Genomic DNA, 14,030 nt, shown 5'->3' with positions numbered 1-14,030 from the left:
CCGGCGCGCCCGCTCAGCGCATGCCAGCCTTTGCCTTCCTCCGGCGCCTTGCCAGCATGTTGAGACCCTCGACGAGAGCGGAAAAACCCATGGCGGCGTAGATGTAGCCCTTGGGCACATGGAAGCCCATGCCGTCGGCGATCAGCGTCATGCCGATCATCAGCAGGAAGCTCAGCGCCAGCATGACGATGCTGGGGTTCTTCGCGATGAATTCGGCGAGCGGTCCGGCCGCCAGCATCATCACGCTGACCGCCACGATCACGGCGATGTACATGATGGCGATCTCGTCGGTCATGCCGACCGCGGTGATGATCGAATCGATCGAGAAGACGAGGTCGAGCAGCAGGATCTGGAAAATGGCGCCGGCCAGCGAAAGCTGCAGCGTGTCGCCCATCATCGTGTCCTGGTGATCCTCGAGATCGACCGTGTGATGGATCTCCTTGGTCGCCTTCCAGACGAGGAACAGGCCGCCGGCGATCAGGATCAGGTCGCGCCACGAGAAGCCGTGGCCGAAAGCCGTGAACACCGGCGTCGTCAGTTGGACGATGATCGAGATGGTCGCAAGCAGCACCAGCCGCATGATCAGCGCGGCAGAGATGCCGAGCCGACGGGCGCGGGCCCTTTGCGCCTCCGGCAGTTTGTTGGTCAGAATCGAGATGAAGATCAGATTGTCGATGCCAAGCACGACCTCCAGCACAATCAGTGTCAGCAGCGCGACCCAGGCGGTCGGGTCGTAGACGAAGGCAAAATGCGGCGCCAGGAACTCGATTAGCTGCATGGAGGTCGTCCCCTCTTTAACGATCTGAAGCAGGTGTAGCCGGCAGTTAGGTACTACAACCGCTTACATCAATACTATGACCAGAAGGACGGCGCCGTTTCCTCGAGCCGCGGTCCGCGGCGAAACGGCGCAATCTTCTCGGTCAGACCGCTGCGGTCCGAAATGTCGACGCCCACGCCGCACAAAGTCGCCGGGCCGGTCGACGCCTCGAAGCGGCCTTTCGGCACCTTCGACAGGAACCGGTTGAGCGGCTCCTCCTTGTCCATGCCGAGCGAGGAATCATAGTCGCCGCACATGCCGGCGTCGGAAATATAGCCGGTGCCGCCATTGAGAATCTGGTGGTCGCCGGTCGGCTGGTGCGTGTGGGTGCCGACGACCAGGCTGGCGCGGCCGTCGACGAAATGGGCAAAGCACATTTTTTCAGAAGTCGCCTCGGCATGGAAATCGATGACCACCGCATCGGCCTGCTCGCCGAGCGGACAGGCGGCAAGCTCGCGCTCGCCGGCCTGGAAGGGATCGTCGAGCTCGGGATGCATGAAAACCCGGCCCATGATATTGGCGACCAGGACGCGCGCGCCGTTCCTGGCGATGTAGACACCGGAGCCGCGCCCCGGCGTGCCCTTGGGGAAATTGGACGGACGCAGGAACCGCTCCTCGCGTGGCGCGAAAACCAGCGCGTCGCGCTGGTCCCAGACATGGTTGCCGGTGGTGACGACGTCGGCGCCCGCCGAGATCGTCTCGCGAAAGATTTCTTCGGTGATGCCGAAGCCTCCGGCGGCGTTTTCGCCATTGACGATGACGAAGTCGAGTTTGAAATCCGAGATCAGGCCGGGCAGTTGTTCCCACACCGCCGTGCGGCCCGTTTTGCCGACCATGTCGCCGAGGAAGAGGAGTCTCATCTGAGCATAATTCCGAACCGAAGGTCAGCGAAGCAAGAAGCTGCATGACTTTCGGAAAAGATCATGCGTCCAGGAAACTATCTACAATTGTGGCGCGAAGCGGCGCAACCCGCTCTCGGTGAGTATTTCCGGTATGATCACGTCATGCGGCTCGTCCGGCACCAGCGCCACCTCCTGGCAGTCGAAAGCTATGCCGATCAGCCGGGGCGGCTGCCCCTTGTCGACCAGCCGCGCGATCGCACGGTCGTAGTAGCCGGCGCCGTAGCCGATGCGGTGGCCGCGCGGGTCGAAAGCGGCAAGCGGCACCAGCATCACCTGGGGATCGAGCACATCCGCCTCATCATGCGGCCCGACGGTGCCGAACCCCATGTCGACCATCGGGGCGCCGCGCACCAGTTCGCGAAAGACGATAGTGGTCTTGTCGAGTATGGCCGGCAGGCAAAGCCTTGCTCCATTTTCGCGCAAGGCGAACATCAGCGGCCGGACGTCGACCTCCGAGCGCATCGGCCAGAAGCCGGAAACGATCTGGCCCGGCTCGACGGCAATGCTACCCCGCGCCGTCTCGGCCATTTCAAGCGCCGCTTCCACCCGCCAGAATTCGTCGAGCGCGTCGCGGCGCCCGAGTGCTTCGCGTCGCAAATTTTTTTTCAGGTCTTTGGGAGAGGTCATGTAGCCAGGGTAGAAAAGGTCAGATCTGGATGGAGTTTTAGGCGCGACGTTTTCCACCGCATGATCCACCGAACTGTGGGCAGGCCCATAAGTGACGATCCACACAACCGGTGGAGAGAGCGATCCCGGGAACCTACAAAGTAGGTGGGCGCCGTATGAGAAAACCCACGGGTCTTCCCAGGGACAGCTCCCTAGGGATCATTAAGGCCCCGGGGAAAATGTTCTCCTGCCGGGAAGCGCAGACCGTCACCTCCCAATATAGTCGGATGGCCGACCAAGCGCCAGAGAGACGGTCATGTTCGGCGGCTTTATTCGTGCTTCACCCGCCCTTGCGCAGGCCAAGCCGCCTCCTTAGGGTTTTCCGGATGAACCGAGGAGAAAAAATGCGTTTCGAAGGCACGGCCGCCTATGTCGCCGACAAGGATCTGATGGTCGCGGTCAATGCGGCGATCGCCCTGGAGCGGCCATTGCTGGTCAAGGGTGAGCCCGGCACCGGCAAGACCGAACTGGCGAGGCAAGTGTCGGCAGCGCTCGGCCTTGAACTGATCGAATGGCACATCAAGTCGACGACGAGGGCGCAGCAGGGTCTCTACGAGTACGACGCCGTGTCGCGGCTGCGCGACAGCCAGCTCGGCGACGAGCGCTTCAACGATATCAGGAACTACATCAAGCGCGGCAAGTTGTGGGACGCTTTCGCGACGGCCAAGAAGGTCGTGCTTCTGATAGACGAGATCGACAAGGCCGACATCGAATTCCCCAACGATCTGTTGCAGGAGCTCGATCGGATGGAATTCTTCGTCTACGAGACCGGCGAGACGGTCCGCGCCGCTGTGCGGCCGATCGTCGTCATCACCTCCAACAACGAGAAGGAACTGCCGGACGCTTTCCTGCGCCGCTGCTTCTTCCACTACATCCGCTTTCCCGACGCCGAGACCCTGCACAGGATCGTCGACGTGCATTATCCCGGCATCAAGCAGAACCTGGTGCGCGCCGCACTGACCCAATTCTACGAAATCCGCGATGTGCCGGGCCTGAAGAAGAAGCCATCGACCTCCGAGGCACTGGACTGGATCCGCCTGCTCGTCGCCGACGACATCGCGCCGGAGGATCTGCGCGTCGACTCGAAGAACGCGTTGCCCAAGCTGCACGGCGCATTGCTGAAGAACGAGCAGGACGTGCATCTGTTCGAGCGGCTGGCCTTCATGGCGAGACGGCAGGGGTGAGGAGCGGCCCGCTCAGCGGGCGAACGGGATCGGACAGCGCTTTCCCGTCGCTGGACCGTTGCCGCCAGTCGGACACCGAGGCAGCTTCGGGCCAGAAACTTCGAAGGGAAGCGAAATGACCGAGATCACCATCCGCCCGCTGGCACAGTCCGACCACGCCGATTGGCAGCGACTGTGGACCGCCTACCTCACCTTCTACGAAACCAAGCTGCCGGAGGAGATCTACGCCGTCACCTGGAAGCGCCTGTTCACGGCGGGTGAGTTCGAACCGAAAGGCTTCATCGCCACCCTCGACGGCAAGGCGGTCGGCCTCACCCACTATCTCTATCACCGCTCCTGCTGGTCGCAGGCAAACAACTGCTATCTGCAGGATCTGTTCGCCGACGCGGATGTGCGCGGCAAGGGCGTCGGCGCCGCGCTGATCGAAGCGGTAAAGCAGGAAGCCGGCAAGATCGGCGTCAAGAACGTCTACTGGATGACCCACGAGACCAACACCATCGCACGCAAGCTCTACGACTATGTGGCGCGGCGGACCGGCTTCATCGAGTATGATCTGCTATAGACGGTGCGATGTTCATCCCCTTCTTCCTCGAATTGAAAGCCGCGCGGGTTCCGGTCTCGCTGCGGGAATATCTGTCGCTGCTGGAGGGGCTGGAGGCAGGATTGGTCGACTATGACGTCGAGGGTTTTTACTATCTCGCCCGCTCAGCACTGGTGAAGGACGAGCGCCACATCGACCGCTTCGACCAGGTCTTTTCGCACATCTTCAAAGGCGTCGAAGCGCTGGCTGGCGAAAACGCGGTCGACGTCGAAAACATTCCTGAGGAATGGCTGCGCCGGCTTGCCGAAAAGCACCTGACCGATGAGGAGAAAACACTGGTCGAAGCCCTGGGCGGTTTCGAAAAGCTGATGGAAACGCTGAAAAAGCGGCTGGAGGAACAGAAGGGCCGTCACCAGGGTGGTTCGAAATGGATCGGCACCGGTGGCACCTCGCCCTTCGGCGCCTATGGCTACAATCCCGAAGGGGTACGCATCGGACAGCACCAAGGCCGCAACCGCCGTGCGGTGAAAGTCTGGGACAAGCGCGAATTCAGGAATTTCGACGATGCCGTCGAGCTCGGCACCCGCAACATCAAGATCGCGCTGAAGCGCCTGCGCCGCTGGGTGCGCGAAGGCGCCGAGGAGGAGTTTGACCTGCCCGGCACCATCCACGCCACCGCTGAGCACGGCTACCTCGACGTGCGGACACAACCTGAGCGGCGCAATGCCGTGAAGCTGCTGATTTTCTTCGACGTCGGCGGTTCGATGGACGACCACATCAGAAGCGTCGAGGAGCTGTTTTCGGCCGCCCGCGCCGAGTTCCGCCAGCTCGAATATTTCTACTTCCACAACTGCCTCTACGAAGGCGTGTGGAAGGACAACCGCCGCCGCCATGCGGAGGTGATTTCGACCTTCGACCTCCTCCACAAATACGGCCCGGACTACAAGGTGATCGTCGTCGGCGACGCCTCGATGAGCCCTTATGAGATAGCGCATCCCGGCGGCTCGGTCGAGCACTGGAACGCGGAGGCCGGCGCCGTCTGGCTCGGCCGGCTGCTGCAGCAATGGCCGAACGCGGTGTGGCTCAACCCGGAAAACGAAAAGCATTGGGGCTACACCCATTCGATCGCCATGATCCGCGATATCTTCGGCGGCCGCATGTTTCCGCTGACGCTCGCCGGGCTCGAAGCCGCGACAAAGCAGCTTTCAAGGAAGCACTGAATGGCTTTACGACAAGCAAGACAGGAAGGCCGATGACCTGTTTCCTCTGCCTGCAGTGTGGCGTCCAGTTCGCGGCGGCAGCGATGCCGCCTGACCATTGTCCGATCTGCGAGGACGAGCGGCAATATGTGCGCTGGGAGGGCCAGGCCTGGATCACGCCGGAAGAACTCGCCGCCGGGCATCGGATCGTGATGAAAGACGACGCCGGCGTGCTCGCCTTCGGCATCGAGCCGCGCTTCGCCATCGGTCAGCGGGCGTTGATGGCGCAAACGCCGCACGGCAACGTGCTGTGGGACTGTATCTCGATGGTCAGCGGCGAGGCGGTGGCCGAAATAAACCGACGTGGCGGCTTGGCCGCGATCGCCATTTCGCACTGCCATTATTATTCGGCAATGGTCGAGTGGAGCGAGGCGTTTGGCGGCGTGCCGATCTATCTGCATGCCGACGATCGTCAGTGGATTATGCGTCCGCATCCGGCTGTTATCAGTTGGGAGGGCGAGACGCGCGCCCTGAACCCCTCGCTGACACTTATCCGTTGCGGCGGCCACTTTGCCGGCGGCCAGGTGCTGCACTGGAAACGCGACGGCGGCGGCGCCATCCTGGCCGGCGACATCTTGCAGGTCACGCCTACGCGTCGCCATGTCAGCTTCATGTACAGCTACCCGAACTACATTCCGCTCAATGCGGCGAAAGTGCTCGGCATCAAGGCTGCGCTGGAGTCTTTCGAGTTCGACCATATCTATGGCGCATGGTGGAACCAGAATGTCATCGGAGAAGCAAAGACGGCATTTGCGGCGTCTGTTGCGCGCTATCTCGCGGCGATCGCCTGAGGATTTTTCACGGCAGGAACGGAATACGGGCAAACGCCGTAACGAATGCCTATTTTAGGCGAACTTGGGAAAGCAACCCAACAGCGGCTTGAGCTAAGAGGCAAAAAAGATGGATAGCCATACCTACCCCGTCACCCGCACCGATGCCGAATGGCGCGCCCGGCTGACGCCAGAGCAATATGCGGTGATGCGCAACCAGGGCACCGAGCGACCAGGCAGCTGCGCCCTGCTCCACGAGAAGCGCGCCGGTACCTTTTCGTGCGTCGGGTGCGACCAGCCCTTGTTCGAATCGAAGCTGAAATTCGAGAGCGGCACCGGCTGGCCGAGCTTCAACGACCCGGTGCCCGGTTCGGTCGAGACCACGGTCGACCGCAGCTACGGCATGGTCCGCACCGAATGCCACTGCGCCCGCTGCGGCAGCCATCTCGGCCATGTCTTCGAGGACGGCCCGCCGCCGACCGGCCTTCGCTATTGCATCAACGGCGTCGCGCTGAAATTCGAGCCGGCTGCCTGACTGGAGTTCGGCGTTGGCAACGGACCGCTTCGGCCGCCCTTTGCCGACAGCACTGTCCTGTCAGACCACCACCACCAGTATCAGCCACAGCACAGCCCCCAGCGTCATCAGCGAAGCCTTGACGCCGCCGGAGTTCTCGGCGGTCCGCCACACCGCAAAAGTCAGAAAGAAATTGTACGGCACCGGCGCGAAATGCACCGCCAGAACGAGAGCGAGCGGCAGCTTCAGCCCGAGCAGGATGAGCGCCAGCACCGACAACGCGACGTTGATCGCCGTGCCGACGAGGACCAGATCGCGCCAGAACAGCCGGTCGAGCGGGGCCGTGCCTCGCCAGCGCGAGCGGAAGAAACCCGTCGCACGGCCTGCCTTGCCGTCTTCGCCTTCGAAGGTTTTTGGCGCACTCATCTATGCAGCCTTCTCTCATTCGACTGCCGCAGAAATGTCCAACGCCGCAAGCCTGTCAACACAAGTCGATCATCGGCACGCAATCGTATGATCTGACAGATTGTCATCAAACGGTCGTGAAACCTTTCTACGTCGACCTATTGTCGGCATCTCGGCGAAGATACCTTGCCGGAATCTGCCGCCCCATCATCCAGTCGCCTGCCAGGGAGATCTTGAGTGAGCGATAATGTCTACAACGTGCTGTTTCTTTGCAACGCAAATTCGGCGCGATCCATCATGGGGGAAGCAATTCTCAATCGGATCGGCGCCGGCAGGTTCAAGGCCTTTTCCGCCGGTTCGCAGCCGAAGGGCGAGGTCAACCCCTACGTACTGCAACTGCTTGAAAGTCTCGGCTACGAAACGAGCTTTGCCCGTTCGAAGGGCTGGGACGAGTTCGCCGAGCCCGATGCGCCGGAAATGAACTTCGTCTTCACGCTTTGCGACAGCACCGCGAATGAATCCTGTCCGATCTGGCCGGGTCATCCGATGACCGCTCTTTGGTCGATACCCGATCCATCCAAGGCGGACGGCACCGAAGCCGAACTGCACCTTGCCTTTGCCGATGCCTATCGCATGCTCAACAACCGCATCTCGCTGCTCGTCAATCTACGGATGGATGCACTCGACCATCTGGCGCTGCAGCACCATCTCGACGAGATCGGCCGCGACACGCCGAAGCCGAACTAGCCAAAGCGGACGACAGGCACGCGAAATCATGAACCGGCTTCGCCACTGTCTGCAAGAACCTCTGCAACGGCGCGTTCGAAACGCGATGCTTCCGTCACCAGCCAGTCGGCCATGGCCGGCCAATTGTCCTCGGCAAAACAGTTCACCCGCCACATCGAATTGATGCCGAGGCCCTCACAACTCTGTTCCGGCCTGAGCTTCAACCTGTCTTCGATCGCCGGCTGGAACGGCTTCAACCGTGACCAGGCTTCCGTGGCACCGAACTTCTCGTTGCGGCCGAAGAAGACGCCGACATGGTTCTGCGCCGGCGCGACATACATGGAAAGGACCAACGCGAAGTCGGACAGCCCGCGCTGCCAGAACCAGGGCCCGCGCCGCGCCATCAGAGCTCTTTCTTCCGGATGCCGTTCCGCGAACAGCGTCCAGAAGCCGCGTTGGCGGAATTCCGAGGCACGGCGGGCACCGAAGTCGAACTCACTCATGATTCGAACCTCGACTCCGGCAACCGTGATCAGGGCCGAAGGCGGTTACACCATGCCGAGAGCGGCTTTGTAGAGGTCGAGAATCGATTCCTCCTCCTGCCGTTCGGCCTGATCCTTCTTGCGCAGCCGGATGATCGACCGCATTGCCTTGGTGTCGAAGCCGGTGCCCTTGGCCTCGGCGAACACTTCCTTGATGTCGTCGGCGATCGTCTTCTTCTCTTCCTCGAGCCGCTCGATGCGCTCGATGAAGGCTCGCAGCTGGCCGGCGGCAACGGTCTGGCTGGTCTCGGTGATGTCGTCGGCCATTTTTTTCTCCGCGTCATTTTCGCGCCGCGACTCAGGCGATCCGTCGCGGCGAATTTGCAGCGGTTCGATGCCCGACCAGGGGCGGCGGGTCAAGCTGTTATCGATGCGGCATGAAGGGTTGCCGCCAGACGCAGTCTCACCCGAATGCGATCAGCAGATCCTTGGCGTCGATCTGGTCGCCGGCCTTGACCAGCACCTCGGCGATTGTGCCGTCACGCTCGGCATGCAATGCCGTCTCCATCTTCATCGCTTCGATCGACAAAAGCACGTCGCCGGCCTTGACCGCCTGGCCGGCGGCAACGGCAAGCGCCGAGACCACGCCCGGCATCGGCGCGCCGACATGCGCCTCGTTGCCCGGTTCGGCCTTGCGCCGCGCCTTGGCAGCGGAAGCGCCATGCGCGCGGTCCGGCACCTTGACCCGGCGCGGCTGGCCGTTGAGCTCGAAGAACACCGTGACCATGCCCTTCTCGTCGACGTCGCCGATGGCCAGGCACCGCACCACCAGTGTCTTACCCTTCTCGATGTCGACAAAGATCTCGTCTTCCGGCTTCATGCCGTAGAAATAGGTCGGCGTCGGCAGCACGCTGACCGGCCCGTAGGTTTCCTGCGCTGCGGTAAAGTCGGAAAACACCTTCGGGTACATCAGCCACGAGGCGAATTCGAATTCGCTGAGCTTGCGCTCCAGCTTGTCCTCGATCTCCTTGCGGCTAGCCTTGAGATTGGCCGCTTTCAGCAGAGAGCCAGGCCGATCCGTGATTGGCTTGTCGCCCTTAAGCACCTTCTTCTGCAATGCCTCCGGCCAGCCGCCGGGCGACTGGCCGAGATCGCCGCGCAGCATCGACACGACCGAGTCCGGGAAGGCGATATCCTTGGCCGGGTTTTCGACATCGGCAACGGTCAGGTCCTGGCTCACCATCATCAAGGCCATGTCGCCGACAACCTTGGACGACGGCGTAACCTTGACGATGTCGCCAAACATCAGGTTGACGTCGTGATAGGTCTGCGCCACTTCGTGCCAGCGCGTCTCCAGCCCGAGCGAGCGCGCCTGTTCCTTGAGGTTGGTGAACTGCCCACCCGGCATTTCGTGCAGATAGACTTCCGAGGCTGGCCCCTTCAGGTCGCTCTCGAAGGCGGCGTACTGGTTGCGCACCGCCTCCCAGTAGAACGAGATGTTCCTGATCCATTGCGGGTCGAGGCCCGGATCCCGTTCGGTGCCTTTCAGCGCCTCGACGATCGAGCCCAGGCAAGGCTGCGAGGTGTTGCCCGACAAGGAGTCCATTGCCGCGTCGATGGCGTCGACGCCGCTGTCCACCGCCGCCAGCACCGTCGCTGCCGACAGGCCTGACGTGTCGTGCGTGTGGAAATGGATCGGCAGGTCGGTCGCCTCGCGCAGCGCCTTGAACAGTACGCGGGCAGCATTCGGCTTCAAGAGCCCGGCCATGTCCTTTACCGCGATGATATGGGCGCCGGCCGCCTGCAGCTCCTTGGCCAGCGCGACGTAGTATTTGAGGTCGTACTTGGCTCGGGCCGGGTCGAGTATGTCGCCGGTGTAGCAGATCGCCGCCTCGATCAGCTTGCCCTCGGCGCCGACCGCATCCATCGCGACGCGCATGTTTTCAACCCAGTTCAAACAGTCGAAGACGCGGAACAGGTCGATGCCGCCGTTTGCTGCCTGTTTGACGAAGTGCTGGACGACATTGTCGGGATAGTTGGTGTAGCCGACGCCGTTGGCGCCGCGCAAAAGCATTTGCAGCAACAAATTGGGCGCCGCTTCGCGCACCAGCACCAGCCGCTCCCACGGATCTTCGGTGAGGAAGCGCATGGCGACGTCGAAGGTAGCACCCCCCCAGCATTCGAGCGACAAAAGCTGCGGCAGCGCACGCGCATAGGTGCCGGCGATGCCGGCTATGTCATATGTGCGCACGCGCGTCGCGAGCAGGGATTGATGCCCGTCGCGCATCGTCGTGTCGGTGACCAGCACCTCCTTCTGCGCGCGCATCCAGGCTGCGAATTTCTCCGGCCCGAGCGCGTCGAGCTTCTGCTTGCTGCCATCGGGCATATTGCCGTTGAGATAGGGAACCATGGGTGCCGCCGCATCGGACTTCGGCTGCGGCCGGCCGCGGGTCTCGGGATGGCCGTTGACGCTAACATCGGCCAGATAGTTGAGCAGCTTGGTCGCCCGGTCCTGCCGCTTCACGCTCGCGAACAGTTCCGGCGTCGTGTCGATGAACCTGGTCGTGTAGGAATTGTCGGCGAAACTCGGGTGATTGATGATCGCCTCGAGGAAGGTGAGGTTGGTCGCCACGCCGCGGATGCGGAACTCGCGCAGCGCCCGGTTCATGCGCTGGATCGCCTCGAGCGGCGTCGGCGCCCAGGCGGTAATCTTCTCCAGCAGGGGGTCGTAGAAGCGGGTGATGACCGCGCCCGAATAGGCGGTGCCGCCGTCGAGGCGGATGCCGAAACCGGTGGCACCGCGATAGGCCGTGATGCGGCCATAGTCGGGAATGAAGTTCTGCTCGGGATCCTCGGTTGTGATGCGGCACTGCAGCGCGTGGCCGTTGAGCCGGATGTCCTTCTGCGCCGGCACGCCCGATTCCGGCGTGCCGATGGCGAAACCGTCGAGAATGTGGATCTGCGCCTTGACGATGTCGATGCCGGTCACCTGCTCGGTGACGGTGTGCTCGACCTGGATGCGCGGGTTGACCTCGATGAAATAGAATTTGCCGGTGTCGGCATCCTGCAGGAACTCGACCGTGCCGGCTCCGATATAGCTCGTCTCGCGGGCGATCTTCAGCGCATAACCGCAGAGTTCCTCGCGCAGCGACATCTCGAGATACGGCGCCGGCGCGCGCTCGACGACCTTCTGGTTGCGGCGCTGGATGGAACAGTCGCGCTCGAACAGATGCACGGCATTGCCATGTGTGTCGCCTAGCACCTGGACCTCGACATGGCGGGCGCGCTCGATCAGCTTTTCGAGATAGACCTCGTCCTTGCCGAAGGCAGCCTTGGCCTCGCGCTTGCCTTCCGTGACTTCCCGCGCAAGGTCGGCTTCGGAGCGAATGGAGCGCATGCCGCGCCCGCCGCCACCCCAGGATGCCTTCAGCATCACCGGATAGCCGACCTCCTTGGCCAGTTTCTTGACCGCCTCCATGTCATCCGGCAACGGCTCGGTGGCGGGGATCACCGGCACGCCGACCTCGATGGCGAGGTTGCGCGCCGCGACCTTGTTACCGAGCCTGCGCATCGTTTCCGGTTTGGGGCCGATGAAAATGATGCCGGCTTCAGCGCAGGCATCGGCGAATTCAGGGCTTTCCGACAACAGTCCGTAGCCCGGATGGATGGCATCGGCGCCCGAAAGCCTGGCAACGCGGATCACATCCTCGATCGACAGATAGCTTTCGATCGGCCCCATGTCCCTGGCCAGATGCGGCCCGCGCCCGACCTGGTAGCTTTCGTCGGCCTTGAAGCGGTGCAGCGAGTATTTGTCCTCCTCGGCCCAGATCGCAACGGTTTTGAGGCCGAGTTCGTTAGCCGCGCGGAAGACGCGGATAGCGATTTCGGACCGGTTGGCGACAAGGATCTTCGTGATTGCCAAGGACAAGGCTCCGGACGCTGACGGGAAGGGAACTGGCGCCATGATTAACGCGAAAATGCTGCAGCGCAAACAAAATCGGGCGGACGTTAAACCGATTTAAATCGATTCTTTGCGCTACAGCGAGCCGCGTTCCCTCGAATGCGCAAGGCACGCTCTGACAACAGGCCATACATCAAACGAAAAATGCCCGGCGCAGGGCGCGCCGGGCATCCGGAATTGTCGTCGTCGACAGGCTTACATCTTCTGGACGTAGGTGTACTTGCCGTCGTCGCCCTTCTTCCATTCGTACATGACGTAACCAGGCAGCGTCGGATCGCCCTTCTCGTCATAGGAAAGGTCGCCCAGCACGGTCTTGAACGGGCCGTTGGCCTTGAGAGCCTTGGCGACTTCCTGCGGATCGTTCGACTTGGCGGCCGTCGCTGCTCCCGCGATGGCCTGCATGGCGGCGTAGGAGTAGAGCGTGTAGGCCTCCGGCTCGAAACCCTGCGCGCGGAACTTCTCGACGAGTTCCTTGTTCGCCGGGATCAGACGCGGATCCGGACCGAACGTGTTCAGCGTGCCCGCGACCGCGTCGCCCGCGATCGAAGCCAACTCGTTCGACACGATGCCGTCACCGGAAACCAGCGTGGCCTTGAGGCCCTGGTCAGCCACCTGGCGGATGATGAGGCCGGCTTCGGTATGCAGACCACCCCAATAGATGATCGAAACGCCGGCTTCCTTCATCTTGGCGATCAACGCCGAGAAGTCCTTGTCGCCGACATTGACGCCTTCGTACATGACTTCCGTCACGCCGGCAGCGTTCATCGCCTTCTTGGTCTCGTCGGCAAGGCCCTGACCATAGGTCGTCTTGTCGTGGATCACCGCGATCTTGGCATCCTTGAAGTTCGACGCGAGATAGGCGCCGGCGATGCTTCCCTGCTGGTCGTCGCGTCCGCAGGTACGGAACGTGTTCCACATGCCGCGTTCGGTGAACTTCGGATTGGTCGCGGCCGGCGTGATCTCGAGGATACCGTTTTCCGCATAGACTTCCGACGCCGGAATCGAAACGCCCGAGTTGAAGTGGCCGACCACGAACTTGACGCCGTCGCCGACGAACTTGTTGGCCACCGAAATGCCCTGCTTCGGATCGGAGACGTCGTCGCCGACCGTGAGCTTGATCTGCTCGCCGTTGATGCCGCCGGCCGCATTGATGTCGGCGACGGCCGCCTCGGCGCCCTTCTGCAGCTGCGCGCCGAAGGCGGCGTTCGGACCGGTGATCGGACCGGCAACGCCGACCAGGATGTCAGCCCATGCGCTTCCGCTGAACGCGACGAGCGCGGTCAGGGCGACGGCGGACAAAAGTGATTTTCTCATGTAAAACGCTCCCATTTACGGAGTGGGCGTGATGATGCTTTCATGCGATGCCCACTTTTACTCGCAGAAAGCGTACTTTGCCGATTTTCAGGCGCTTGTCACGCCGATTCATTCTTGAAACGGCGTTATTGGTGAACGTCAACCTTTTGGTTTCCAGCTCAAAAGCGATGCTCTTTCGTAGAGCCAGTTATACTGTGTCACCATCTGGTTGGTGCGCGTGTATTGATAGCCGATGAAGCCCAATATCATCAGTACTATGGTGTCGACGACGTAGTACTGCAGCGAGAACATCGTGCCGCCGAACAGCGCGTGATGGATGAACCTTACGGCGATGCCGAGGCCGAGCATATAGGCGAACAGCTGGAGGAAACTGCGCCATGTCTGGGCGCAGGCCTTGCCCGTCATCCATGCCGCCCAGCCGCCAAGCAGGCAGGTGACGAAGAAGAACTGCCAGACCGAGGGTTCCTCGTAGAGAATGCCCTGCATGAT

15 protein-coding genes and 1 other RNA gene are annotated in these 14,030 nt (G+C 61.9%); 6 read left to right on the top strand and 10 right to left on the bottom strand.

From position 1 onward, the window contains the following. Positions 1–13: 13 nt before the first annotated feature. The 4 genes from AC0NID_RS08060 to ssrS form a co-directional block, all read right to left on the bottom strand. Complete coding sequence (locus AC0NID_RS08060) at positions 14–778, bottom strand: TerC family protein (protein ID WP_473452482.1); 765 nt, start codon at positions 776–778, stop codon at positions 14–16. Between the two features lie 74 nt (positions 779–852). Then, a complete protein-coding gene (locus tag AC0NID_RS08055; RefSeq protein WP_473452480.1) occupies positions 853–1,677 on the bottom strand; it encodes a TIGR00282 family metallophosphoesterase in 825 nt (274 codons plus the stop codon). Positions 1,678–1,758: 81 nt separating this feature from the next. Then, positions 1,759–2,346: a 5-formyltetrahydrofolate cyclo-ligase gene (locus AC0NID_RS08050; protein ID WP_473452478.1), complete on the bottom strand. Its 588-nt coding sequence runs from the start codon at positions 2,344–2,346 to the stop codon at positions 1,759–1,761. Between the two features lie 92 nt (positions 2,347–2,438). Continuing rightward, positions 2,439–2,594, bottom strand: a non-coding RNA gene (gene ssrS, locus AC0NID_RS08045) — 6S RNA. A 135-nt stretch (positions 2,595–2,729) separates the two neighbouring features. Between ssrS and AC0NID_RS08040 the strand changes: the two genes are divergently transcribed. The 5 genes from AC0NID_RS08040 (at position 2,730) to msrB (ending at position 6,674) form a co-directional block, all read left to right on the top strand. Further along, positions 2,730–3,569: an AAA family ATPase gene (locus AC0NID_RS08040; protein WP_473452476.1), complete on the top strand. Its 840-nt coding sequence runs from the start codon at positions 2,730–2,732 to the stop codon at positions 3,567–3,569. A gap of 115 nt (positions 3,570–3,684) precedes the next feature. Next, the gene (locus AC0NID_RS08035; RefSeq protein WP_473452473.1) at positions 3,685–4,131 is read left to right on the top strand and encodes a GNAT family N-acetyltransferase; all 447 of its coding nucleotides are present in this window, start codon (positions 3,685–3,687) and stop codon (positions 4,129–4,131) included. A gap of 8 nt (positions 4,132–4,139) precedes the next feature. Further along, complete coding sequence (locus AC0NID_RS08030; RefSeq protein WP_473452471.1) at positions 4,140–5,330, top strand: vWA domain-containing protein; 1,191 nt, start codon at positions 4,140–4,142, stop codon at positions 5,328–5,330. Positions 5,331–5,362: 32 nt separating this feature from the next. Further along, on the top strand, positions 5,363–6,160 hold the full coding sequence (locus AC0NID_RS08025) for an MBL fold metallo-hydrolase (protein WP_473452469.1): 798 nt from the start codon (positions 5,363–5,365) through the stop codon (positions 6,158–6,160). A 109-nt stretch (positions 6,161–6,269) separates the two neighbouring features. After that, positions 6,270–6,674, top strand: a complete 405-nt coding sequence (gene msrB / locus AC0NID_RS08020; protein ID WP_473452466.1) for a peptide-methionine (R)-S-oxide reductase MsrB — start codon at positions 6,270–6,272, stop codon at positions 6,672–6,674. Between the two features lie 60 nt (positions 6,675–6,734). On the opposite strand, the gene AC0NID_RS08015 is transcribed toward msrB, so the two are convergent. Then, positions 6,735–7,079, bottom strand: coding sequence for a hypothetical protein (locus tag AC0NID_RS08015; RefSeq protein ID WP_473452464.1), 345 nt, complete (start codon positions 7,077–7,079; stop codon positions 6,735–6,737). 216 nt (positions 7,080–7,295) lie between these two features. Between AC0NID_RS08015 and AC0NID_RS08010 the strand changes: the two genes are divergently transcribed. Then, positions 7,296–7,805 (top strand): arsenate reductase ArsC, encoded by a 510-nt coding sequence (locus AC0NID_RS08010; RefSeq protein WP_473452462.1) that lies wholly within the window; start codon positions 7,296–7,298, stop codon positions 7,803–7,805. 26 nt (positions 7,806–7,831) lie between these two features. On the opposite strand, the gene AC0NID_RS08005 is transcribed toward AC0NID_RS08010, so the two are convergent. From AC0NID_RS08005 to AC0NID_RS07985, 5 genes are all read right to left on the bottom strand, one after another. Next, positions 7,832–8,287 (bottom strand): hypothetical protein, encoded by a 456-nt coding sequence (locus AC0NID_RS08005; protein WP_473452460.1) that lies wholly within the window; start codon positions 8,285–8,287, stop codon positions 7,832–7,834. A gap of 45 nt (positions 8,288–8,332) precedes the next feature. Next, complete coding sequence (locus tag AC0NID_RS08000) at positions 8,333–8,593, bottom strand: DUF2312 domain-containing protein (RefSeq protein WP_023719653.1); 261 nt, start codon at positions 8,591–8,593, stop codon at positions 8,333–8,335. 136 nt (positions 8,594–8,729) lie between these two features. Next, on the bottom strand, positions 8,730–12,188 hold the full coding sequence (pyc, locus tag AC0NID_RS07995) for a pyruvate carboxylase (RefSeq protein WP_473452457.1): 3,459 nt from the start codon (positions 12,186–12,188) through the stop codon (positions 8,730–8,732). Positions 12,189–12,422: 234 nt separating this feature from the next. Continuing rightward, the gene (locus tag AC0NID_RS07990) at positions 12,423–13,541 is read right to left on the bottom strand and encodes a branched-chain amino acid ABC transporter substrate-binding protein (protein ID WP_473452456.1); all 1,119 of its coding nucleotides are present in this window, start codon (positions 13,539–13,541) and stop codon (positions 12,423–12,425) included. Between the two features lie 138 nt (positions 13,542–13,679). Further along, positions 13,680–14,027 carry a DUF6867 family protein gene (locus tag AC0NID_RS07985; protein ID WP_145723369.1) on the bottom strand — a complete coding sequence of 116 codons (348 nt, stop codon included), beginning with the start codon at positions 14,025–14,027 and terminating at the stop codon, positions 13,680–13,682. Positions 14,028–14,030: the final 3 nt, after the last annotated feature.

The organism is Mesorhizobium sp. WSM4821, assembly GCF_055901555.1.
The sequence above is the reverse complement of the archived record's forward strand: the minus strand, read 5'-3'. Positions and strand labels throughout refer to the sequence as shown.

Bases quoted from the DNA above. Each gene is read 5' to 3' on its own strand.
- AC0NID_RS08060 (WP_473452482.1), bottom strand. From the start codon at position 778: ATGCAGCTAATCGAGTTCCTGGCGCCGCATTTTGCCTTCGTCTACGAC.
- AC0NID_RS08055 (WP_473452480.1), bottom strand. From the start codon at position 1,677: ATGAGACTCCTCTTCCTCGGCGACATGGTCGGCAAAACGGGCCGCACG.
- AC0NID_RS08050 (WP_473452478.1), bottom strand. From the start codon at position 2,346: ATGACCTCTCCCAAAGACCTGAAAAAAAATTTGCGACGCGAAGCACTC.
- AC0NID_RS08040 (WP_473452476.1), top strand. From the start codon at position 2,730: ATGCGTTTCGAAGGCACGGCCGCCTATGTCGCCGACAAGGATCTGATG.
- AC0NID_RS08035 (WP_473452473.1), top strand. From the start codon at position 3,685: ATGACCGAGATCACCATCCGCCCGCTGGCACAGTCCGACCACGCCGAT.
- AC0NID_RS08030 (WP_473452471.1), top strand. From the start codon at position 4,140: ATGTTCATCCCCTTCTTCCTCGAATTGAAAGCCGCGCGGGTTCCGGTC.
- AC0NID_RS08025 (WP_473452469.1), top strand. From the start codon at position 5,363: ATGACCTGTTTCCTCTGCCTGCAGTGTGGCGTCCAGTTCGCGGCGGCA.
- msrB (WP_473452466.1), top strand. From the start codon at position 6,270: ATGGATAGCCATACCTACCCCGTCACCCGCACCGATGCCGAATGGCGC.
- AC0NID_RS08015 (WP_473452464.1), bottom strand. From the start codon at position 7,079: ATGAGTGCGCCAAAAACCTTCGAAGGCGAAGACGGCAAGGCAGGCCGT.
- AC0NID_RS08005 (WP_473452460.1), bottom strand. From the start codon at position 8,287: ATGAGTGAGTTCGACTTCGGTGCCCGCCGTGCCTCGGAATTCCGCCAA.
- AC0NID_RS08000 (WP_023719653.1), bottom strand. From the start codon at position 8,593: ATGGCCGACGACATCACCGAGACCAGCCAGACCGTTGCCGCCGGCCAG.
- AC0NID_RS07990 (WP_473452456.1), bottom strand. From the start codon at position 13,541: ATGAGAAAATCACTTTTGTCCGCCGTCGCCCTGACCGCGCTCGTCGCG.
- AC0NID_RS07985 (WP_145723369.1), bottom strand. From the start codon at position 14,027: ATGCAGGGCATTCTCTACGAGGAACCCTCGGTCTGGCAGTTCTTCTTC.